The organism is Orlajensenia flava (genome assembly GCF_004801905.1).
Taxonomy (GTDB): Bacteria; Actinomycetota; Actinomycetes; order Actinomycetales; family Microbacteriaceae; genus Orlajensenia; species Orlajensenia flava.
In genome coordinates, this window is record NZ_SSSN01000001.1 from 1 (window position 1) to 18446 (window position 18446).

At 69.5% G+C, this 18446-nt stretch carries 19 protein-coding genes; 14 read left to right on the forward strand and 5 right to left on the reverse strand.

Annotation, left to right across the window (positions count from 1 at the left end; genetic code table 11):
* Window positions 1–151: 151 nt before the first annotated feature.
* Window positions 152–1522 (reverse strand): glucose-6-phosphate dehydrogenase, encoded by a 1371-nt coding sequence (locus E6C70_RS00005; RefSeq protein WP_136421036.1) that lies wholly within the window; start codon window positions 1520–1522, stop codon window positions 152–154.
* A 69-nt stretch (window positions 1523–1591) separates the two neighbouring features.
* Here E6C70_RS00005 and E6C70_RS16565 point away from each other — a divergent pair, with 69 nt between their 5' ends.
* The 14 genes from E6C70_RS16565 (at window position 1592) to der (ending at window position 14923) form a co-directional block, all read left to right on the forward strand.
* Window positions 1592–1741, forward strand: coding sequence for a hypothetical protein (locus tag E6C70_RS16565; protein ID WP_168770820.1), 150 nt, complete (start codon window positions 1592–1594; stop codon window positions 1739–1741).
* 5 nt (window positions 1742–1746) lie between these two features.
* Window positions 1747–2547: a TlyA family RNA methyltransferase gene (locus E6C70_RS00010; RefSeq protein ID WP_136421038.1), complete on the forward strand. Its 801-nt coding sequence runs from the start codon at window positions 1747–1749 to the stop codon at window positions 2545–2547.
* A 5-nt stretch (window positions 2548–2552) separates the two neighbouring features.
* The gene (locus E6C70_RS00015; protein ID WP_136421041.1) at window positions 2553–3470 is read left to right on the forward strand and encodes an NAD kinase; all 918 of its coding nucleotides are present in this window, start codon (window positions 2553–2555) and stop codon (window positions 3468–3470) included.
* Window positions 3467–5158: a DNA repair protein RecN gene (gene recN, locus E6C70_RS00020; protein ID WP_136421162.1), complete on the forward strand. Its 1692-nt coding sequence runs from the start codon at window positions 3467–3469 to the stop codon at window positions 5156–5158. The genes E6C70_RS00015 and recN overlap by 4 nt, the downstream gene beginning before the upstream one ends.
* A gap of 41 nt (window positions 5159–5199) precedes the next feature.
* A complete protein-coding gene (gene pyrG, locus E6C70_RS00025; RefSeq protein ID WP_407921002.1) occupies window positions 5200–6885 on the forward strand; it encodes a CTP synthase in 1686 nt (561 codons plus the stop codon).
* Window positions 6878–7495 (forward strand): NUDIX domain-containing protein, encoded by a 618-nt coding sequence (locus tag E6C70_RS00030; protein WP_136421043.1) that lies wholly within the window; start codon window positions 6878–6880, stop codon window positions 7493–7495. Before pyrG ends, E6C70_RS00030 begins: the two co-directional genes overlap by 8 nt.
* A gap of 35 nt (window positions 7496–7530) precedes the next feature.
* On the forward strand, window positions 7531–8436 hold the full coding sequence (gene xerD / locus E6C70_RS00035) for a site-specific tyrosine recombinase XerD (RefSeq protein WP_136421045.1): 906 nt from the start codon (window positions 7531–7533) through the stop codon (window positions 8434–8436).
* 129 nt (window positions 8437–8565) lie between these two features.
* Complete coding sequence (locus E6C70_RS00040) at window positions 8566–9417, forward strand: ParA family protein (protein WP_136421166.1); 852 nt, start codon at window positions 8566–8568, stop codon at window positions 9415–9417.
* Window positions 9401–10231, forward strand: coding sequence for a segregation and condensation protein A (locus E6C70_RS00045; protein WP_136421047.1), 831 nt, complete (start codon window positions 9401–9403; stop codon window positions 10229–10231). The genes E6C70_RS00040 and E6C70_RS00045 overlap by 17 nt, the downstream gene beginning before the upstream one ends.
* Complete coding sequence (gene scpB / locus E6C70_RS00050; protein ID WP_136421050.1) at window positions 10221–10793, forward strand: SMC-Scp complex subunit ScpB; 573 nt, start codon at window positions 10221–10223, stop codon at window positions 10791–10793. Before E6C70_RS00045 ends, scpB begins: the two co-directional genes overlap by 11 nt.
* Complete coding sequence (locus tag E6C70_RS00055; RefSeq protein ID WP_235833204.1) at window positions 10780–11592, forward strand: pseudouridine synthase; 813 nt, start codon at window positions 10780–10782, stop codon at window positions 11590–11592. The genes scpB and E6C70_RS00055 overlap by 14 nt, the downstream gene beginning before the upstream one ends.
* The gene (locus tag E6C70_RS00060) at window positions 11585–12667 is read left to right on the forward strand and encodes a prephenate dehydrogenase (RefSeq protein ID WP_136421052.1); all 1083 of its coding nucleotides are present in this window, start codon (window positions 11585–11587) and stop codon (window positions 12665–12667) included. Before E6C70_RS00055 ends, E6C70_RS00060 begins: the two co-directional genes overlap by 8 nt.
* Window positions 12668–12728: 61 nt before the next feature.
* Complete coding sequence (cmk, locus tag E6C70_RS00065) at window positions 12729–13397, forward strand: (d)CMP kinase (RefSeq protein WP_136421054.1); 669 nt, start codon at window positions 12729–12731, stop codon at window positions 13395–13397.
* Complete coding sequence (gene der / locus E6C70_RS00070; RefSeq protein WP_136421057.1) at window positions 13394–14923, forward strand: ribosome biogenesis GTPase Der; 1530 nt, start codon at window positions 13394–13396, stop codon at window positions 14921–14923. The genes cmk and der overlap by 4 nt, the downstream gene beginning before the upstream one ends.
* A gap of 183 nt (window positions 14924–15106) precedes the next feature.
* Here the strand turns inward: der and E6C70_RS16570 are convergent, their stop codons facing one another.
* The 4 genes from E6C70_RS16570 to E6C70_RS00090 all read right to left on the reverse strand — a co-directional run bounded on the left by E6C70_RS16570 (window position 15107) and on the right by E6C70_RS00090 (window position 18441).
* On the reverse strand, window positions 15107–16021 hold the full coding sequence (locus E6C70_RS16570; protein ID WP_168770821.1) for a hypothetical protein: 915 nt from the start codon (window positions 16019–16021) through the stop codon (window positions 15107–15109).
* Between the two features lie 331 nt (window positions 16022–16352).
* A complete protein-coding gene (locus E6C70_RS00080) occupies window positions 16353–17792 on the reverse strand; it encodes an MDR family MFS transporter (RefSeq protein WP_434056566.1) in 1440 nt (479 codons plus the stop codon).
* Between the two features lie 37 nt (window positions 17793–17829).
* Window positions 17830–18132, reverse strand: coding sequence for an NIPSNAP family containing protein (locus E6C70_RS00085; RefSeq protein WP_136421063.1), 303 nt, complete (start codon window positions 18130–18132; stop codon window positions 17830–17832).
* 3 nt (window positions 18133–18135) lie between these two features.
* A complete protein-coding gene (locus E6C70_RS00090; RefSeq protein ID WP_136421065.1) occupies window positions 18136–18441 on the reverse strand; it encodes a hypothetical protein in 306 nt (101 codons plus the stop codon).
* Window positions 18442–18446: the final 5 nt, after the last annotated feature.

The following is an 18446-nucleotide window of genomic DNA, read 5'->3' on the forward strand; positions in this document are numbered from 1 at the left end:
TGACAGCGCCGATGGTACTGCAGGGGAGACCCTGTGGGAGAGTAGGACACCGCCGAACACATTTCAGCAAGAAGGCCACCCACTGGGTGGCCTTCTTCTGTTTAACCGGCGTCCTCGGCGACGGACCGGAACCCGAAGGCGCCGATGCACGTCAGCCGGTTCCCTCGTCGGTGATGGCCGTCCACTCGCTCGGTCCGGCCGAGCCAGCCGGGTAGGTGTCGAGCGGCACTTCACCGTCGGCCCAGGCCTCGAGGACGGGTGTCACGATGCGCCAGCAGGCCTCCGCCGCCCGGCCGCTCACCGAGAGCAGCGGATCGGCATCCAGCAGGCCCGCGAGAACCTCGCCGTACGCACCCAGCTTTCCCTCGCCCACGGTCGTCTCCAGCTCGGCGACGGTGAGGGTGAGGGCATTGTCGGAGTCGTTCACCAGGAGGTCGAGCGCGATCGTGGTGGTGTCGATCCCCATCCGCAGGGTGCGGGGGCCGGTCTTGCCCGAGAAGCCACGAGGGAGCCGCTCGCTCTCGCGGAAGTGCACGATGATCTGCTTGTGCGCCTGCCCGAGCGCCTTGCCGGATCGCAGTACGAACGGAACGCCGTGCCACCTGTCGGTGTTGATCTGCAGGGTGACCTCGGCGAGGGTCTCGGTCTGCCGGTCGGGGTCCACCCCCTTCTCCGCCGCGTAGTCGGGCAGGTGGCGCGAGTCGAGGTCGCCGGCGGTGTAGCGCGCCCGCCGTCCGGACTCCGCCGCGTTGCTGCCCCACACCCGGGTGGCCTCGAGCACTTCGGCCATGCGTCCATGCAAATCGTGGTAGTCGAGGGTCTCGGGGGGCTCCATGCCGATCAGCGCGAGGACCTGCAGCAGGTGGCTCTGGATCATGTCGCGCAACGCGCCGGCCTTGTCGTAGTACCCGGCGCGCCCCTCGAGGGCGAGCGTCTCGTCGAAGACGATCTCGACCTTCTCGATCTCAGCCGCGTTCCAGACGGACTCCATCATGCGGTTCGCCAGGCGCAGGCCGATGAGTGAGAGCACGATCGTCTTGCCGAGGAAGTGGTCGACCCGGAAGGCGTCGACGCCCTTCGGAAAGGTCCCGAGCAGTGCGTTGAACCGTTTGGCCTCGTCGAGGTCGGTACCGAACGGTTTCTCGAGGGCGAGGACTGAGCCCGGCGCCATATCGAGCGTCGCGAGGGCCTCGCATGCGGCGAACGCGACGGCGGGCGGAACGGCGAAGTAGTAGGTGGCGGGCCCGTCGATATCCTTCAGCAGGTGACCGAGGGCGTCGGCATCCGTCGCATCCATCCGCTCGTAGCGGGAGTCCTGCTCGAATCGCTTGAGGCCATCGCCGACCGCGTCGTGCAGCCGGTCCGACCACTCCTCGGCGCTGAAGTCGCTCATTCCCACCCCGATGAGCTTCACGCCGCGGTCGCCGTCGTAGTGCAGCAGCTGGGCGAGCCCGGGCAGGAGAAGTCGTTTGGACAGATCGCCATCGGCACCGAATATGACCAACGTGCGCTGCTTCTCCATGGTGGTCAGTCAACCACGCGCCCGCCCTCGAAGCGCGGGCTTGCGGCGTCGTGGCGGTAGCGTTAGAGCATGGATGGCGACGAGCAGGACGACGGCCTCGTGTCGCGGCTCCGCGTGATCGAGGACCAGCCGCTCGAGGCGCGGGCAGCCGCGTACGTCGCGGTGCACGACGAGTTGCGCGATCTGCTCGACGGCGACACGTCGCGGCCTGCGGGCTGACGCCCGTGGCGGAACAGCGGCTGGATGCCGCCCTCGCGGCGCGGGGTCTGGCCCGGTCGCGCACCCACGCCGCCGCGCTCATCGCGGACGGACGCGTGAGCGTCGACGGGCGAGGGGTCGTGAAGGCCGCAGCGAAGGTGAGCGACGGGCAGCAGCTCGTGGTTGCCGGTGCCGACCACTACGTCAGCCGAGCCGCCCACAAGCTGATCGGAGCGCTCGACACCTTCGCGGTGGCGCCGGAGGGCCGGATCGCGCTCGACGCGGGAGCATCCACCGGCGGCTTCAGCCAGGTGCTGCTCGAGCGCGGTGCCGAACGGGTGATCGCGGTAGATGTCGGCCACGGTCAACTCTCCCCAGAGCTGGCCGGAGAGCCGCGCCTTCACCTGGTGGAGGGATTCAACGTCCGAGACATGACCCCGGAGAGCCTCGCGGTGGCGTCCGGAGTCGATCAGCGTCCGTCGCTGGTGGTGGCGGACCTGTCGTTCATCTCCCTCGCGACGGTTCTCCCGGCGCTCGTGGCGACGGGAACGGAGGAGGCCGACTTCGTCCTGCTCGTCAAACCGCAGTTCGAGGTGGGGCGAGGCGGGGTTCGGGAGGGCATCGTGCGTGATCCGGCCCTCCGAGCGGATGCGGTCTCGTCCGTGCTCTGGAACGCGCACGACCTCGGGCTCGGCACGGCGGGTCTCGTCCCCTCCCCGATCATCGGCGCGGCCGGGAATCACGAGTACCTCGCCTGGTTCAGTCGGACCGCGGGTCGGAATCCGACAGAATGGTCGGGCAGGGTCGCCGAGATGACGGGAGCGTGATGAGCATGGCGGGTTCCCATCGTCACATCCTCGTCGTGGCGCACACGGGCCGGAGCGGCTCGCTCACGGCTGCCGTGGACGTCTGCAAGCAGCTCACCGAAGCGGGGGTGACCCCCGTGCTGCCCGGCGACCAGTGGGACGACCTCCATAACCACGCGCCCGAGCTCGACGGACGCAGCGAACGCCTGGGCGACGGAGTCGAGCCGGCAGACCTCGAACTCGTCATCGTCCTCGGCGGTGACGGCACCATCCTGCGCGCAGCGGAACTCGTGCGCTCCGCCTCGACACCGATCCTCGGCATCAACCTCGGGCACGTCGGGTTCCTTGCCGAGATCGAGCGGGACGACATCCCCGATGCCGTGCGACGTGGCCTCGCCCGCGACTACGACGTCGAAGAGCGGATGACGCTGAGCGTGCGGGTGAAGTCGGGCGACGAGATCGTGCACGAGGACTGGGCCCTCAACGACGCGACGGTCGAGAAGGTCGCCCGCGAGCGCATGGTCGAGGTCTCCATCGAGGTCGACCGCCGTCCGCTTTCGACCTTCGGGTGCGATGGTGTGGTGTTCTCCACCCCCACCGGCTCCACCGCCTACTCCTTCTCGGCCGGCGGTCCCGTCGTCTGGCCCAGCCTCGACGCCCTGCTGCTCGTGCCGCTGAGCGCGCACGCCCTGTTCGCGCGGCCGCTCGTCGTCGGCCCGGAATCCGCCCTCGCGGTCGAGCTGGTGCAGCGCACGGATGCCTCGGCGGTCCTCTGGTGCGACGGACGGCGATCCTTCGACCTGCCCGCCGGCGCCCGCGTGGTCGCCCGCCGCTCCCACGTTCCCGTGCGTCTCGCCCGCCTGCATGAGGGGCACTTCACCGACCGTCTGGTCAACAAGTTCCAGCTGCCGGTCACCGGATGGCGGGGGCCGAGCACACCGTGATCGAGGAACTCGGCATCCGCGACCTCGGGGTCATCGCCGACGCGACACTTCCGCTCGGCCCGGGTTTCACCGCCGTCACCGGGGAGACCGGTGCGGGCAAGACCATGGTGGTGACAGCCCTCGGACTGGTGCTCGGTGCCCGCTCCGATGCCGGAGCAGTGCGAGCCGGCCAGCCTGAAGCTCGCGTCGACGGCCGCTGGCTGGTCGACGAGGACGGTTCGGTCGCCGAGCGCGCGCGGGACGCCGGTGGGTCCCTCGACGGCCCGGAGCTGCTGCTCAGTCGGTCCGTCTCGAGCGAGGGTCGCTCGCGCGCCTACGTCGGTGGCCGTTCCGCTCCCGTGAGCGTGCTCGGCGACCTGGCCGAGCAACTCGTCGTCGTGCACGGCCAGTCCGACCAGATCCGGTTGCGCTCTGCGTCCGCGCAACGAGATGCCCTCGACCGTTTCGCCGGAGCCGAACTCGCGGCGGTCCTCGCCGACTACCGGGCGGCGTTCGAGCGATGGCGCGCCGACATGGACGCGTTACGCGACCTCTCCGACGACCGCGAGCGCCGCGCGCGCGAGGCCGAGGACCTGCGCATCGCCCTCGCCGAGATCGCCGATGCGGAGCCCCTCCGCGGCGAGGATGTCGAACTGACCGAGCGCGCCGAACGGCTCGGCAACCTCGAAGAGCTCCGACTGGCCGCGGCTCAGGCTCGGGAGTGGATCTCGGCCGAGCAGTCCGACGAGGCGATCGACGCGGTCGGCGCCATCGAGTCGGCCCGCCGGGGCCTTGATCGCGTAGCCGGTCACGACGTCACGCTCGCACCCGTCGTCGAGGCTCTCAGCACCATCAGCTTCCTCGTCGCGGACGCGGCTGCAGAGCTCTCGACCTATCTCGCGGGCCTCGATGCCGACGGCGCCCGCGAACTCGAACTGGTCGAGGAGCGCAGGGCGGTGCTCGGCGCGCTGGTGCGCAAGTACGGCACGGACCTCGACGCCGTGATCGACTTCAGCGAGCAGGGCGGCACCCGCCTGCTCGACCTCGACGACGATGAGAGTCGCATCGAGGCGCTCACCGCTTCCGTGTCCGACGGCGAACGGGTCGTCGACGAGCTGGCGGCGCGCATGAGCGCCCTGCGAACGGATGCGGCGACGCGGCTGGCGGCATCCGTCACAGCCGAGCTGTCGGCGCTCGCGATGCCGGACGCGTCGCTCGTCGTCGAGGTCGCCGTGCGCGAGGAGTACACCCAGTCCGGCCGCGATGCCGTCTCGATCCTGCTCGCGCCTCATGCCGGAGCGGAACCGCGAGCGCTCGGCCGCGGTGCATCGGGCGGAGAGCTCTCGCGCGTGATGCTCGCGATCGAGGTGGTCATCGCCGGGACCGACCCCGTTCCCACCTTCGTGTTCGACGAGGTCGACGCGGGGGTCGGCGGAGCAGCGGCCATCGAGATCGGTCGTCGTCTCGCCCGCCTGGCCGAGACCTCGCAGGTGATCGTCGTCACGCACCTCGCGCAGGTGGCCGCGTTCGCGGGAAACCACCTGCGTGTCGCAAAGGACAGCGCGGGATCCGTCACCGCATCGAGCGTCGAGCGCCTCGATGGCGAAGCCCGCATCGCCGAGATGGCGCGGCTGCTCTCCGGCCTGCCCGACTCGGAGAGCGGCTTGGCCCACGCCCGTGAGCTCATCGCGCTTCGCCACGACGCCTGACCACGGGATCCGCCCGATCCGTGATGATAGGATGAAAGCCCGTGGCAGACATTAACGCGGAATCCTCGAACGGCATCACCAAACACATCTTCGTGACCGGTGGTGTCGTTTCTTCATTGGGCAAGGGGCTCACCGCCGCCAGCCTGGGCAACCTCCTCACCGCGCGCGGTCTGCGCGTGGTCATGCAGAAGCTCGACCCCTACCTCAACGTCGACCCGGGCACGATGAACCCGTTCCAGCACGGCGAGGTCTTCGTAACCGACGACGGCGCCGAGACCGACCTCGACATCGGCCACTACGAGCGCTTCCTCGACATCAACCTGTCCCAGGCGGCCAACGTGACCACCGGGCAGATCTACTCGAGCGTCATCGCCAAGGAGCGCCGCGGGGAGTACCTCGGCGACACCGTGCAGGTGATCCCGCACATCACCGACGAGATCAAGCGGCGCATGCGCCTGCAGGCCTCGGAGGACCCGCAGCCCGACGTCATCATCACCGAGATCGGGGGCACCGTCGGCGACATCGAGTCCCAGCCGTTCATCGAGTCCGCGCGGCAGGTGCGCCACGAGCTCGGTCGCAAGAACGTGTTCTTCGTGCACGTCTCGCTGGTGCCGTTCATGGGAGCGTCCGGGGAGCAGAAGACCAAGCCGACGCAGCACTCGGTCGCCACGCTGCGCTCCATCGGCATCCAGCCCGACGCGCTGGTGCTCCGCAGCGACCGGCCCGTCACCGAGTCGAACAAGCGCAAGATCGCGCTCATGTGCGACGTCGACGAGGGCGCCGTCGTCAACGCCGTCGACGTTCCGTCGATCTACGACATCCCCACCATGCTGCACGACCAGGGTCTCGACAGCTACATCATCGACACGCTCGGCCTTCAGGCGCGCGACGTGGACTGGAGCGGATGGGAGGCCATCCTCGAGGCCGTCCACGAGCCCCGTCACGAGGTGAACATCGGCCTGGTCGGCAAGTACATCGACCTGCCGGATGCCTACCTGTCCGTCACGGAAGCGCTACGTGCGGGGGGCTTCGCCCACCAGGCGAAGGTGAAGATCCACTGGATCCCGTCCGACGACTGCCAGACGGAGGAGGGCGCCGCTCGCAACCTCTCCCACCTCGACGCCATCTGCGTCCCCGGCGGATTCGGCGTCCGCGGCATCGAGGGCAAGCTCGGCGCACTGCGCTTCGCGCGCGAGAACGCCATCCCCGCCCTCGGGCTCTGCCTCGGCCTGCAGTGCATGGTCATCGAATACGCGCGCAACGAGGCCGGACTCGACGGCGCGTCGTCGAGCGAGTTCGACCCGGGCACCGAGTTCCCCGTGATCGCCACGATGGCCGAGCAGGTCGAGATCATCGCCGGTGGCGACCTGGGTGGCACGATGCGCCTCGGCCTCTACCCGGCAGCCCTCGCCGACGGCTCGCTCGTCGCCGAGCTCTACGGCGCGCCGACCGTATCGGAGCGGCACCGCCACCGCTACGAGGTGAACAACGGCTATCGCGAGCAGATCGCCGACGCCGGCCTGTGGTTCTCGGGCACGTCGCCCGACGGCCACCTGGTCGAGTTCGTCGAGCTGCCGCGCGACGTGCATCCGTTCTACGTCGGAACCCAGGCGCACCCCGAGCTGCGCAGTCGCCCGAACAACGCCCACCCGCTGTTCCGGGGGCTCGTCGGTGCCGCGCTCGACCGCCAGCAGGCCAGCCGCCTGTTCGAAGTCAAGGATGCCTGACACCGGCGAGGAGCGCTCGCGAGCCGAGCTGGCCGACGAGTCGTTCTCGCCGCCGGTCACCTCGTCCGAGCTGGTCTTCGAGGGCCGCGTCTGGGACGTTCGGCGTGAGAGCGTCGACTACAACGGCGGCGAGATCGTGCGCGACTTCGTCGACCACACCGGAGCCGTCGGCGTGCTCGCGATGGACGACGACGGCCGCGTGATGCTCATCCGCCAGTACCGGCATCCCGTGCGCACGCGCGACTGGGAGATCCCCGCCGGGCTGCTCGATGTCGCCGGGGAGTCCAAACTCGCGGCGGCTCAGCGAGAGCTCGCCGAAGAGGTCGACCTCGGCGCGCGCACGTGGAACGTGCTCGCGGAGTTCTTCACATCGCCTGGCGGCAGCTCCGAGGTGATCCGCGTGTTCCTTGCCCGGGACGTCCACCCCGTGACGCACGACTTCACGCGCGAGGGCGAGGAGGCCGACATGGAGAAGCGCTGGGTGCCGCTGGACGAGGTCGTCGACGCCGCGCTGGCCGGCCGCATCCGCAATGCCCCGCTAATCATCGCCGCCCTCGCAGCGCGAGCGGCAGGCGAGGACGGATTCGCCCACCTCGCGCCCGCGTCATGACGGGCCGCGGCGAGCGCCGCTGACAGACTGAGGTCGTGAACCTCGCCACCGCCGTGGACGCCTACCTGCGTCACGTGACGGTCGAGCGCGGACTCTCCGCGAACACCGTCGCGGCGTACACGCGCGATCTGGCGCTGTACGCGACCTGGCTCGCCGGGGAGGACATCGACGATCCCACCGCGATCGGGCCCGCGCAACTGTCCGGATTCGTGCAGTACCTCGGTACCCGCGCCGAGGCGCCGCTGGGTGCCTCATCCATCGCGCGCGTGCTCTCCTCAGTGCGCGGCCTCCACCGCTTCCTGGCCGAGGAGGGCGTCGCCGAGGTCGACGTCGCCCGCGAGACCAAGCCGCCCAAACTCGGCACCCGCCTGCCCAAGGCCATCACCATCGATGAGGTCGGGGCGCTGCTCGCGGCAACGGATGGCGAGAGCCTGCAGCAGGTGCGCGACAAGGCGCTGCTCGAGTTGCTCTACGCGACCGGCGCACGGGTGTCCGAGGCGGTCGCCTTGAACGTCGACGACGTGCTCGACGATTCCGTCGTGCGGCTGTTCGGCAAGGGGGGCAAGCAGCGGGTGGTTCCGGTGGGTTCCTACGCTCGCGCGGCACTGGATGCCTACCTGGTGCGGGCACGGCCGATCCTGTCGGCGCGGGGGAGCGCGACGCCGGCGCTCTTCCTCGGGCTGCGCGGGCAGAGGGTGTCGCGTCAGAACGTCTGGCTCATCATCCGTGCCGCAGCCGACCGCGCGGGCCTGACCGTCGAGGTGTCGCCGCACACCCTCCGCCACTCCTTCGCCACGCACCTGCTCGCGGGAGGAGCCGACGTCCGCGTCGTACAGGAGCTGCTCGGCCACTCCTCGGTCGCGACCACCCAGATCTACACGCTCGTGACCGCGGACACCCTGCGGGACATGTACACCACCGCCCACCCGCGCGCCCGGTAGTGTTGCCGGAACGCCGCACGGCAGGCGGGCGGCACCGGAGCGAGACCCTAAACTGGGTGCGGGCCAGACGGGGCCCGGTCGAGGAGAGAACGAGTGAGTGGAAAGCAGCACGACTCGGTCGAACTGACGATGCCCGACATCCCCGAGATGGGTCCGACCGGGCGCCCTCGACGCACCTTCCCCGAGCCGAAGCGACTCAAGACGCATGGCCCGGCTCGCATCATCGCGCTGTGCAACCAGAAGGGCGGGGTGGGCAAGACCACCACGACCATCAGCCTGGGTGCCGCGCTCGCCGAGGATGGAAGGCGTGTCCTCGCGATCGACTTCGACCCGCAGGGAGCGCTCTCGGCCGGCCTCGGCGTCGCGACGCACGACGTTCCGACCATCTACGACCTGCTGCTCTCGCGCTCGAAGGACCCGAAGGACGCGATCCAGTCCACCGGCGTCCCCGGACTCGACGTCATCCCGGCCAACATCGACCTCTCGGCGGCCGAGGTTCACCTGGTCAACGAGGTGGCCCGCGAGCAGATCCTCGCGGGCGTGCTGCGCCGCGTCGCCGCCGACTACGACGTCATCCTCATCGACTGCCAGCCCTCGCTCGGGCTGCTCACGGTCAACGCGCTCACGGCGAGCCATGGCGTGCTCATCCCGCTCGAGTGCGAGTTCTTCGCCCTGCGCGGAGTCGCGTTGCTCATCGAGACCATCGACAAGGTGCGCGATCGCCTCAACCCGGCTATCGAGCTCGACGGGATCCTCGCCACGATGTACGACTCGCGCACGCTGCACTCGCGGGAGGTGCTCGAGCGGGTGGTCGACGCCTTCGGCGACAGCGTGCTCGAGACGGTCATCGGTCGCACGGTGAAGTTCCCGGACGCGAGCGTGTCGGGCACCCCCATCACGCAGTTCGCGCCCGATCATCCGGCGTCCCGCGCCTACCGGCAGCTGGCCCGGGAGCTGGTCTTCCGTGGCGCCGTCGCCTGAGACGCTCGACGACGCCGCGGCGGATGCGGCCGTGCCCGGGTTCCGGGTGGCGCTGTCCAACTTCGCCGGCCCGTTCGACCTGCTGCTCTCGCTGATCTCCAAGCGCGAGCTCGACATCACCGAGATCGCCCTGAGCGCGGTCACCGACGAGTTCCTCGCCTACCTGCGCGGGCTCACGAGTGCCGACGAGCTCGAGGAGGCCACCGAGTTCCTCGTGGTAGCCGCAACTTTGCTCGACCTCAAGATCGCGAGCCTGCTGCCGCAGGGCGAGCTCGTCGACGCGGAGGACGTCGCGCTGCTCGAGGCTCGGGACCTGCTGTTCGCCCGATTGCTGCAGTATCGCGCGTTCAAGCAGGCGTCCGCCTGGTTCGGTGCGCACCTCGAGGCGGAGGCGTCCCGGCATGCGCGCTCCGTGCGACTCGAGGAGAAGTACCGGCAACGGACGCCGGAGCTCGTGTGGACCGTCTCGGCTGCCGACTTCGCGGCCATCGCCACCCTCGCACTCACGCCGCGGGCCATCCCCGTCGTCGGCCTCGACCACCTGCACGCGCCGCTCGTGAGCATCCGAGAGCAGGCGGCGATCGTCGTCGCGCTCCTCCGAAGCAGCGACACGCTCACGTTCCGCGATCTGATCGCCGACGCTCCAGCCAAGGGGGTCGTGATCGCCCGCTTCCTCGCAGTGCTCGAGCTCTACCGGCACGCGGCGCTCTCGTTCGAGCAGCTCGAGCCGCTCGGCGAGCTGACCGTGCGCTGGACGAGCGAGCACTGGACGGATGAGAACCTCGTGAACCTGGGAGCCGACTATGGGCAGTGACATCGATCGCGCGCTGGAGGCCGTCCTCATGGTCGCCGACGAGCCGCAGGGAATCGTGCACCTCGCGACCGCCGTCGGCGCTCCCGTCGCCGATGTGCAGCAGGCCATCGACCGGCTCGTCGCCGACTACGACGGCTTCGACGTGAACGCCGAACCCACCGGCATCCGTCGCGGGTTCGAACTCCGCGAGGTCGGCGGCGGATGGCGGTTCTACGTGCGCCGCGAGCACGACGAGCTGGTGACCGACTTCGTCCTCACCCAGAACCCGACCCGGCTCTCACAGGCTGCCCTCGAGACGCTCGCCGTGATCGCGTACAAGCAGCCGATCACCCGCGGCCAGGTCGCGTCCATCCGGGCGGTGAACGTGGACTCGGTAGTGCGCACGCTGCTCGGGCGGGGCCTCATCACCGAGCTGTTCGCCGACGCCGAGACGGGCGCCATCAACTACGGAACGACCGAGCTCCTGCTCACCCAACTCGGCATCAACTCGCTCGACGAGCTGCCTCAGATCTCGCCGCTCCTCGAGGACGGCGCGGAAGGATTCGACGGTGACATCCGGTAACGTCCCGACGTTCGGCAACGCGGAGGCCGACGGCGTCCGCCTCCAGAAGGTGCTCGCAGCTGCGGGCGTGGCATCACGCCGCGTCGTCGAGCAGATGATCGTCGAGGGCCGCATCGAGGTGAACGGCCTGGTCGTGACCGAGCTCGGTCGGCGCATCCATCCCGATACCGACCTCGTGTCGGTGGATGGGTCGGCGGTGCAGCTCGACACCGCGAAGCGTTACGTCATGCTCAACAAGCCGACCGGGGTGGTCTCCTCGATGAAGGACGAGCAGGGCAGGCCCGACCTGCGTCGATTCACCGAGCAGTACGAGGAGCGGCTCTTCAACGTCGGCCGACTCGACGCCGAGACCAGCGGGCTGCTCATTCTGACCAACGACGGCGAACTGGCTCACACCCTCGCGCATCCCTCCTTCGGCGTCTCGAAGACCTACATCGCGAAGGTGAGCGGGCAGGTGACCGCGCAGACGATCGCGCGTTTGAAGAAGGGCATCGAGCTCGACGACGGGCCGATCCACGCGGACAAGGCGCGGCTGATGACGGGGTCCGGCGTCTCGGAGAGCTCCAGCCTCGTCGAGATCACCCTGCACTCCGGGCGCAACCGCATCGTGCGACGCATGCTCGACGCCGTGGGTCATCCGGTGCAGGACCTGGTGCGCCGTTCGTTCGGGCCGCTGCACCTCGGCACCCTGGCCGTGGGGCGGATGCGTCCGCTCACGTCGGCGGAGCTCGGTCAGGTCCTGACACTGTCCCGCTCGGGATCCGGCTCGGCCGCCGCAGACGGAGACGACCGTGGCTGACGGACGTCTCGCCGGGCCGGTCCGGGTGGTCGGCACCGGCCTGCTCGGAACGAGTATCGCCCTCGGGCTCCGGGCGCGCGACATCGACGTGACGCTCGACGACGTCTCGCCGACGCACGTGCGGCTGGCTGTGGACCTGGGTGCCGGTCGTCCGGCGTCCGGCGCCGATGCACCGCAGCTGATCGTGGTGTGCGTCCCGCCCGATGTGACCGCGACCGTCGTCGCGCGCGAGCTGGCGGCGTTCCCCGAGGCCCTCGTGACGGATGTCGCGAGCGTCAAGCTCGCCGTGCTCGATGAGCTGCGCGCATCCGGGGCGGACGTCGAACGCTACATCGGATCGCATCCGCTCGCCGGCCGTGAACGCGGGGGACCTCTCGCCGCCCGCGCCGACCTGTTCGTCGGGCGTCCGTGGGTGGTCGCCGCGCACGACGCGATCAGCTACCGGCGCGCCGGGGCGATCGACGACCTCATCCTCGACCTCGGCGCCGTGCTCGTGGAGATGACGCCCGAGGAGCACGATCGCGGCGTAGCGCTCGTCTCGCACGTGCCACAGGTGGTGTCGAGCCTGATGGCCCGTCGGTTCATCGAGGCTCCGAGCGCGGCGGTCAACCTCGCCGGCCAGGGCGTGCGCGACGTCACGCGGGTGGCGGCGAGCGACCCCGACCTGTGGGTGCAGATCCTCGGGGCGAACGCCGCTCCCGTTCGGGAGGTGCTGCTGGCCTACCGCGACGACCTCGACCGCTTCATCGATGCGCTCGCGGACCCCGAGGCTCCCGGCGCACGTCGACGCGTGGCCGAGGAGCTCGGCGGGGGCAACGTCGGGGTCGCCCGGCTGCCCGGCAAGCACGGCACGGACAAGCGGTTCACGACGATCGTGGTGATGGTGGACGACCGACCGGGCCAACTGGCGCGCCTGCTCGCCGAGATCGGCGAAATCGGTGTGAATCTCGAGGACCTGCGCCTCGAGCACGCGCCGGGCATCCAAGTGGGCCTCGCCGAGGTGCAGGTGCTTCCCGAGGCAGCCGCCCACCTGACCGAGGAGCTCGCGACTCGCGGTTGGCGCATCGCGGGCTGACCGCCTCGGCACGAGCCCGGTGCCCCAGCCCGCGCCCACCGTGCTCCGATACGCTCGTGACATGAGTACCCTTCCCGTCATCGTGGCCGTCGACGGGCCGGCCGGCAGCGGCAAGTCGAGCGTGAGCAAGGCCGTCGCCCGACGCCTCGGCTACGGCTTCCTCGACACCGGTGCGGCCTACCGCGCGTTGGCCTGGCTAGCCCTCGAGCGCGAGATCGACACGGATGACCCGGACGCCGTCACGTCGCTTCTGGATGAGTTCGACTACTCGATCGGAACCGACCCAGACGGCTACGCGGTGGTCGTAGCGGGCAACGACGTCACGGATGCCATCCGCGAGCCGCGCGTGGCATCCGTCGTCAGCGCGATCGCCCGGGTGCCCGAGGTGCGCAGCCACCTGGTGGCGCTCTTCCGGACCGTCGCCGCCGACGTCGATTCGCCCGGCATCGTCGTCGAGGGCCGGGACATCACCACGGTCGTCGCCCCTGATGCGCCCGTGCGCATTCTGCTGACGGCCGACGAGGCGGTTAGAATGGCCCGGAGGTCCGCGGAACTGTCGGACCATGCGGCGGAGACCGTCGGCGCTCACCTGGCCGCACGAGACCGGGCGGATGCGCGGGTCGTGGACTTCCTGAACGCCGCCGACGGCGTCACGACCCTCGACTCCACCCACCTGAACTTCGACGAAACCGTCGATGCCGTCATCGCGGTCATCGAGGAGACACCATGAGCACCGATAACGACACCGACAACGACTACGCCGACGCCGCGGAGATCTCCGAGGATTCACTGGCCGAGCGTCTGGCCGACGTCGACGAGGATGACGCCCACCTGCGCGCAGCCGCCCTCCGCCGGGGCCTCGACGACTACGAACTCGATGAGGACGACTACGACGTCCTCGACACGGTCACTGAGGACCCCGACGCCATCCGGTACCTGCCCGCTCTGCCGGTCATCGCGATCGTCGGCCGGCCGAACGTGGGCAAGTCGGCGCTCGTGAATCGCATCCTCGGACGCCGCGAGGCCGTCGTCGAGGACACCCCCGGCGTCACCCGCGATCGCGTCTCCTACAAGGGGGAGTGGAACGATCGCCGTTTCACCCTCGTCGACACCGGTGGCTGGGAGCCCGACGCCCGGGGCATCGACGCCTCCGTCGCCGCGCAGGCCGAGGTGGCCATCGACCTCTGCGACGTCGTCCTCTTCGTCGTCGACGCCATGGTCGGCGCGACCTCGACCGACGAGCAGGTCGTGCGGATGCTGCGCCGGGCCGGTCGCCCCGTCTTCCTCGTCGCCAACAAGGTGGACGATTCACGGCAGGAGCCGGAGGCCGCCGCGCTGTGGAACCTCGGCCTCGGCGAGCCGCATCCGGTCTCGGCGATCCACGGCCGCGGCGTCGCCGACCTGCTCGACGACATCATGAAGGTCCTGCCGACGGTATCCGCCGTGGCGAAGGACGAGGTGGGCGGCCCGCGCCGCGTCGCCATCCTGGGCCGACCGAACGTGGGCAAGTCCAGCCTCCTCAACAAGTCGGCTGGTGAGGAGCGGGTGGTCGTGAACGAGCTCGCCGGCACCACGCGCGACCCGGTCGATGAGCAGGTCGAACTCGGCGGCAAGGTCTGGCGTTTCGTCGACACCGCCGGCATCCGTCGTCGTGTGCACATGGCGCAGGGCGCGGACTTCTACGCCTCGCTGCGCACGTCGGCGGCCCTCGAGAAGGCGGAGGTCGCCGTCGTCCTGCTCGACGTGACCCAGCCGATCTCGGAGCAGGACGTGCGCATCATCGACCTCGTCCTCGAGTCGGGCCGCGCGCTCGTGCTCGCGTTCAACAAGTGGGACCTGCTCGACGACGAGCGCCGTCGCTACCTCGAGCGTGAGGTCGAACAGGATCTCGCTCACGTCGCCTGGGCTCCGCGCGTCAACATCTCGGCCCGCACCGGTCGTCACATCGAGAAGCTCGTTCCGGCGCTCGAGCTGGCGCTGGAGTCGTGGGACACCCGCATTCCCACCGGCAAGTTCAACGCCTTCCTCGCCGAGCTCACGGCAGCGCACCCTCACCCTGTGCGCGGTGGCAAGCAGCCGCGCGTGCTGTTCGGGACGCAGGCGGCGAGTCGCCCGCCGACCTTCGTGCTCTTCACGACTGGGTTCCTGGACCCGGGCTACCGGCGTTACATCCAGCGCCGGCTGCGGGAGATCTACGGCTTCGAGGGCAGCCCGATCGTGCTCAACATGCGCGTGCGGGAGAAGCGCCAGCGGTAGGGGCGAGTGGCCCCGTTCCCCCTCGCTACATCGACTCCCCTCGCACCATCGCCCCCTTCCTACATCGACTCCCTTCCTCCATCGAGTTGACGAATATCGTCGCCGAAAGCAGAACCCGGCGACGGTCTGCGTCAACTCGAGGGTGGGGCGAGGGCGATCGATGCGCGCGACAATGACGCACTTCTACGGAGTCCATCCGCGCTCCACCAGGGCTCTGCGCACTTTCTGCACGATCAGTCGGCGGCGGTCGCCTCGATGGGACTTGTTGACGCGGATGCTTCGCCATCCGGCCTCCATCACATCGTCGTGCCGGTCGATGTCGTGGAAATACTGGTCGTCCGCGGTCCGATGGTGGTCGCCGTCGTATTCCGTCACTACCCGGTACTCGGGGTAGACGAGGTCGCCGAGTGCCAGAAACCGGCCGTCAGCAGCGCGGATGGCCACGTTGACGTGGGGCTCCGGAAGGCCGGCCTCGACCAGGTCCAGCCGCAACTCCGTCTCGGTCGCAGAATCGGTTCCGGGCCGAATGAGAGCGAGCGCCAGCTCCAGTCGTCGGTAGCCGCGACGGCGTGACCAGACGTGGACCCGCTGACGGAGCAGGTCCATCGTCGCCACAGGTTCCTTGCGACAGACGAGGCCATCCCCGACCACCACCAGTTCCCGAACCGAGAGCACCGCAGCCAGCTGACACCACGTGTCGATCGCATCGACGACGCGCAGGCCGGAATGGATGACGACACGGACGGCGCCGGGCGTCAGCTGATGGCCGACGACGCCGACCACCCTCGGCGCGCGCATGGGCGCCACAGAACTGACGTGAAGCACGAGGTGCTTCTGAAGATGCGCGGGAAGCCGGAGCTGATGGATGCCCGCGGCCGTCGCGTGCGAGAACACCTGCGGTTGCGGCATCCGCGATGCGTACGTCAAGCATCGGCGGAGGAGCGTGAGCTCACCCTTGGACGGCGCCCGTGATCCGTGGAACAACCGGCGCAGGTCGGCTCGTCTGAGTCGCTCGCGAGAGACTCCCGCCGCATCAGCCTCCGCCACTCCGAACGCGCGACCGCGCAGCCCGGGTGGGAGCGCTCGCGGAGTCGTCATGCACTCATGCTGCCCGTCACCGTCGAGGGCGAGACTGTGATCGTTCGACTCGGTGTAAACCCCGCCGGCGCCCGTCGGTGGGGAGGAGGGTTCTTTCGCCGCACGCCCCCTGGCCGCCCGGACCTTCTTAGCTGCACCCGCCCCGCCCACCGACGACCATCCAGTTGACGAGAATCGTCTGCCCGGCGGAGTGGCAGCGACGATATTCGTCAACTCGATGAAGCTTCGCGGACGGGAGGGAGGTCCGGTTGGAGGACGGACGGGAGGGGGGTCCAGTTGGACGATGGGGCGGGGCCGGGGTTCCGTCGGACGGGACGGGCTGGCGTCGAGGTCAGTCCGACGCCGGGGCGGAGGGCGCGAACTCGACATCCTCCACGCGCGACGGTGGCATCGCCAGCGCGGCGATCAGCATGAGCGCTGCCGTCACCGCGACCGCCACGAACACGGCACCTGCCGCTGCCTCCACCGTGTGCGGATCCTGCTCGCCGCCACCGGTGCGGAAGATGGTGTTGGCGATCGCACCGAACACGGCGACCCCCACCGCGCTTCCGGCCGAACGGGCGAATGCGTTCAGGCCGGTGACGACGCCCCGTTCACCCCAGTCGACGGATGACTGCGCCGCGATGAGGCTCGGGGCTGCGACCCAGCCCAGGCCGAAGCCGATGACGAAGGATGCCCCGGCGATGGTCCACGGGTTCGGGAAGGGCGCGAGGGTGAGCAGCAGGACCGTGCCGGCGAGCGTGATGACTCCGCCGACGAGGACGGTAAAGCGGAATCCGTGGCGCAGGTAGAGTCGGCCGGCCTGCGAAGCCGACAACGGCCATCCCAGCGTGATCGCCGCGACCGCAGCGCCCGAGACGAGGGGCACGACGCCGATGGAGTTCTCGAGGTAGGTGGGGATGTAGCTGGTCACCCCGATGAGGATGGCACCGACGCCGATCGAGACCAGGGTGGTCGTCGTGATGAGTCGGCGCGAGAACAGACTGAGGTCGAGCACGGGCTCCGCCGCCCGCCGTTCGACGAAGGTGAAGGCGAGGAGGGCCAGCGCCCCGAGCACGAAACATCCGAGGCTCTGCCATGACCCCCACGCCCACGCGTTGCCGCCCTCGAGGAGGCCGAGGATGATCAGCGTGAGGCCACCGGTCAGCAGGGCCGCCCCGGCGAAGTCCAGCCGATGCTTCCGGCGCTGAACCTGCTCGTGGTACGTGCTCCACAGCATCCAGCCCGCGACGAGGCAGAGCGGGATGTTGACGAGGAAGATCCACCGCCACGACACGAACTGGCTGAACAGCCCTCCGAGGGCGGGGCCGATCACCGAGGCGACCGCCCAGACGCTCGCGATGTAGCCCTGCACCTTGGCGCGCTCGGCGACGGTGTAGATGTCACCGACGATCGTCATCGACATCGGAGCGACGGCTCCAGCGCCGAGTCCCTGCACCGCGCGGAAGGCGATGAGGGCGGGCATGCTCCACGCGAACCCGCACAGCACGGATCCGAGCAGGAACAGGCCGACTCCGACGAGGATGACGGGCTTGCGTCCGACGGTATCGGCGAGCTTCGAATACAACGGCACCGAGACCGCCTGCGCCAGGAGGTAGACGGAGAACAGCCAGGGGAACTGGGTGAAGCTGCCGAGCTCCTTGACGACCGAGGGGACGGCAGTGGCCAGGATGGTCGCGTCGATGGCGATGAGACCCGTCGAGAGCATCAGGGCTACGAGCACCGGTCCGCGTTCGGAGCGGAAACCGACGGATGCCTGCGCAGTGGTCACCCTTGTCTCAAGCGGGGGGCGCGCCGTGGCATTCCCGTCAGCCGAGCTTCTCCACGAGGGTGTTCTCCATTGCCACCACGCGTTGCCGGGTGCCGCGGAGCGCATCCATGCGGCCGGGGGAGACCGCCCACTCCTCGTCCTGTGCGACGAAGCCTGCGGCATCCGTCGGCAGGCTCACCGCCCAGGTGAACACGGACGACGCGCGGTCCATGACGGCGAACTCGAGGGTGAAGCCGAAGGCGATCCGTGCCGGCAGGAGTCGGTCGCTCCACCAGGTGAGGAACTCGTCGACGAGTTCGGGCGTGACCGTGTAGCGCCGCAGTTGGACGGTGCGGGGCATGGGTCAGGCGACCCGCTCGACGAGAGAGATCGTGGCCGCGTCGGTCCATCCGGTGACCCCGGCGAACGCCGCATCGCGCTCCGGGGAGGCCATGTAGGTCTTCTCGACCTCGCCGAAGTGCTCTGCATCCCCGTCGACGCTCACCGCCCAGATGAACTCGGCACGGTCGCGGTCGACGAATGCGAACTCGATGGCGAAGCCGTGCGCCTCGCGCGCGGGCACCAGCCGACTCGGGAACCAGGTCAGGAACTCGTCGACGAGGTCGGGCTTGAGGTCGTAGCGGCGCAGCTGAACGGTGCTCGTGGGCATTCGGG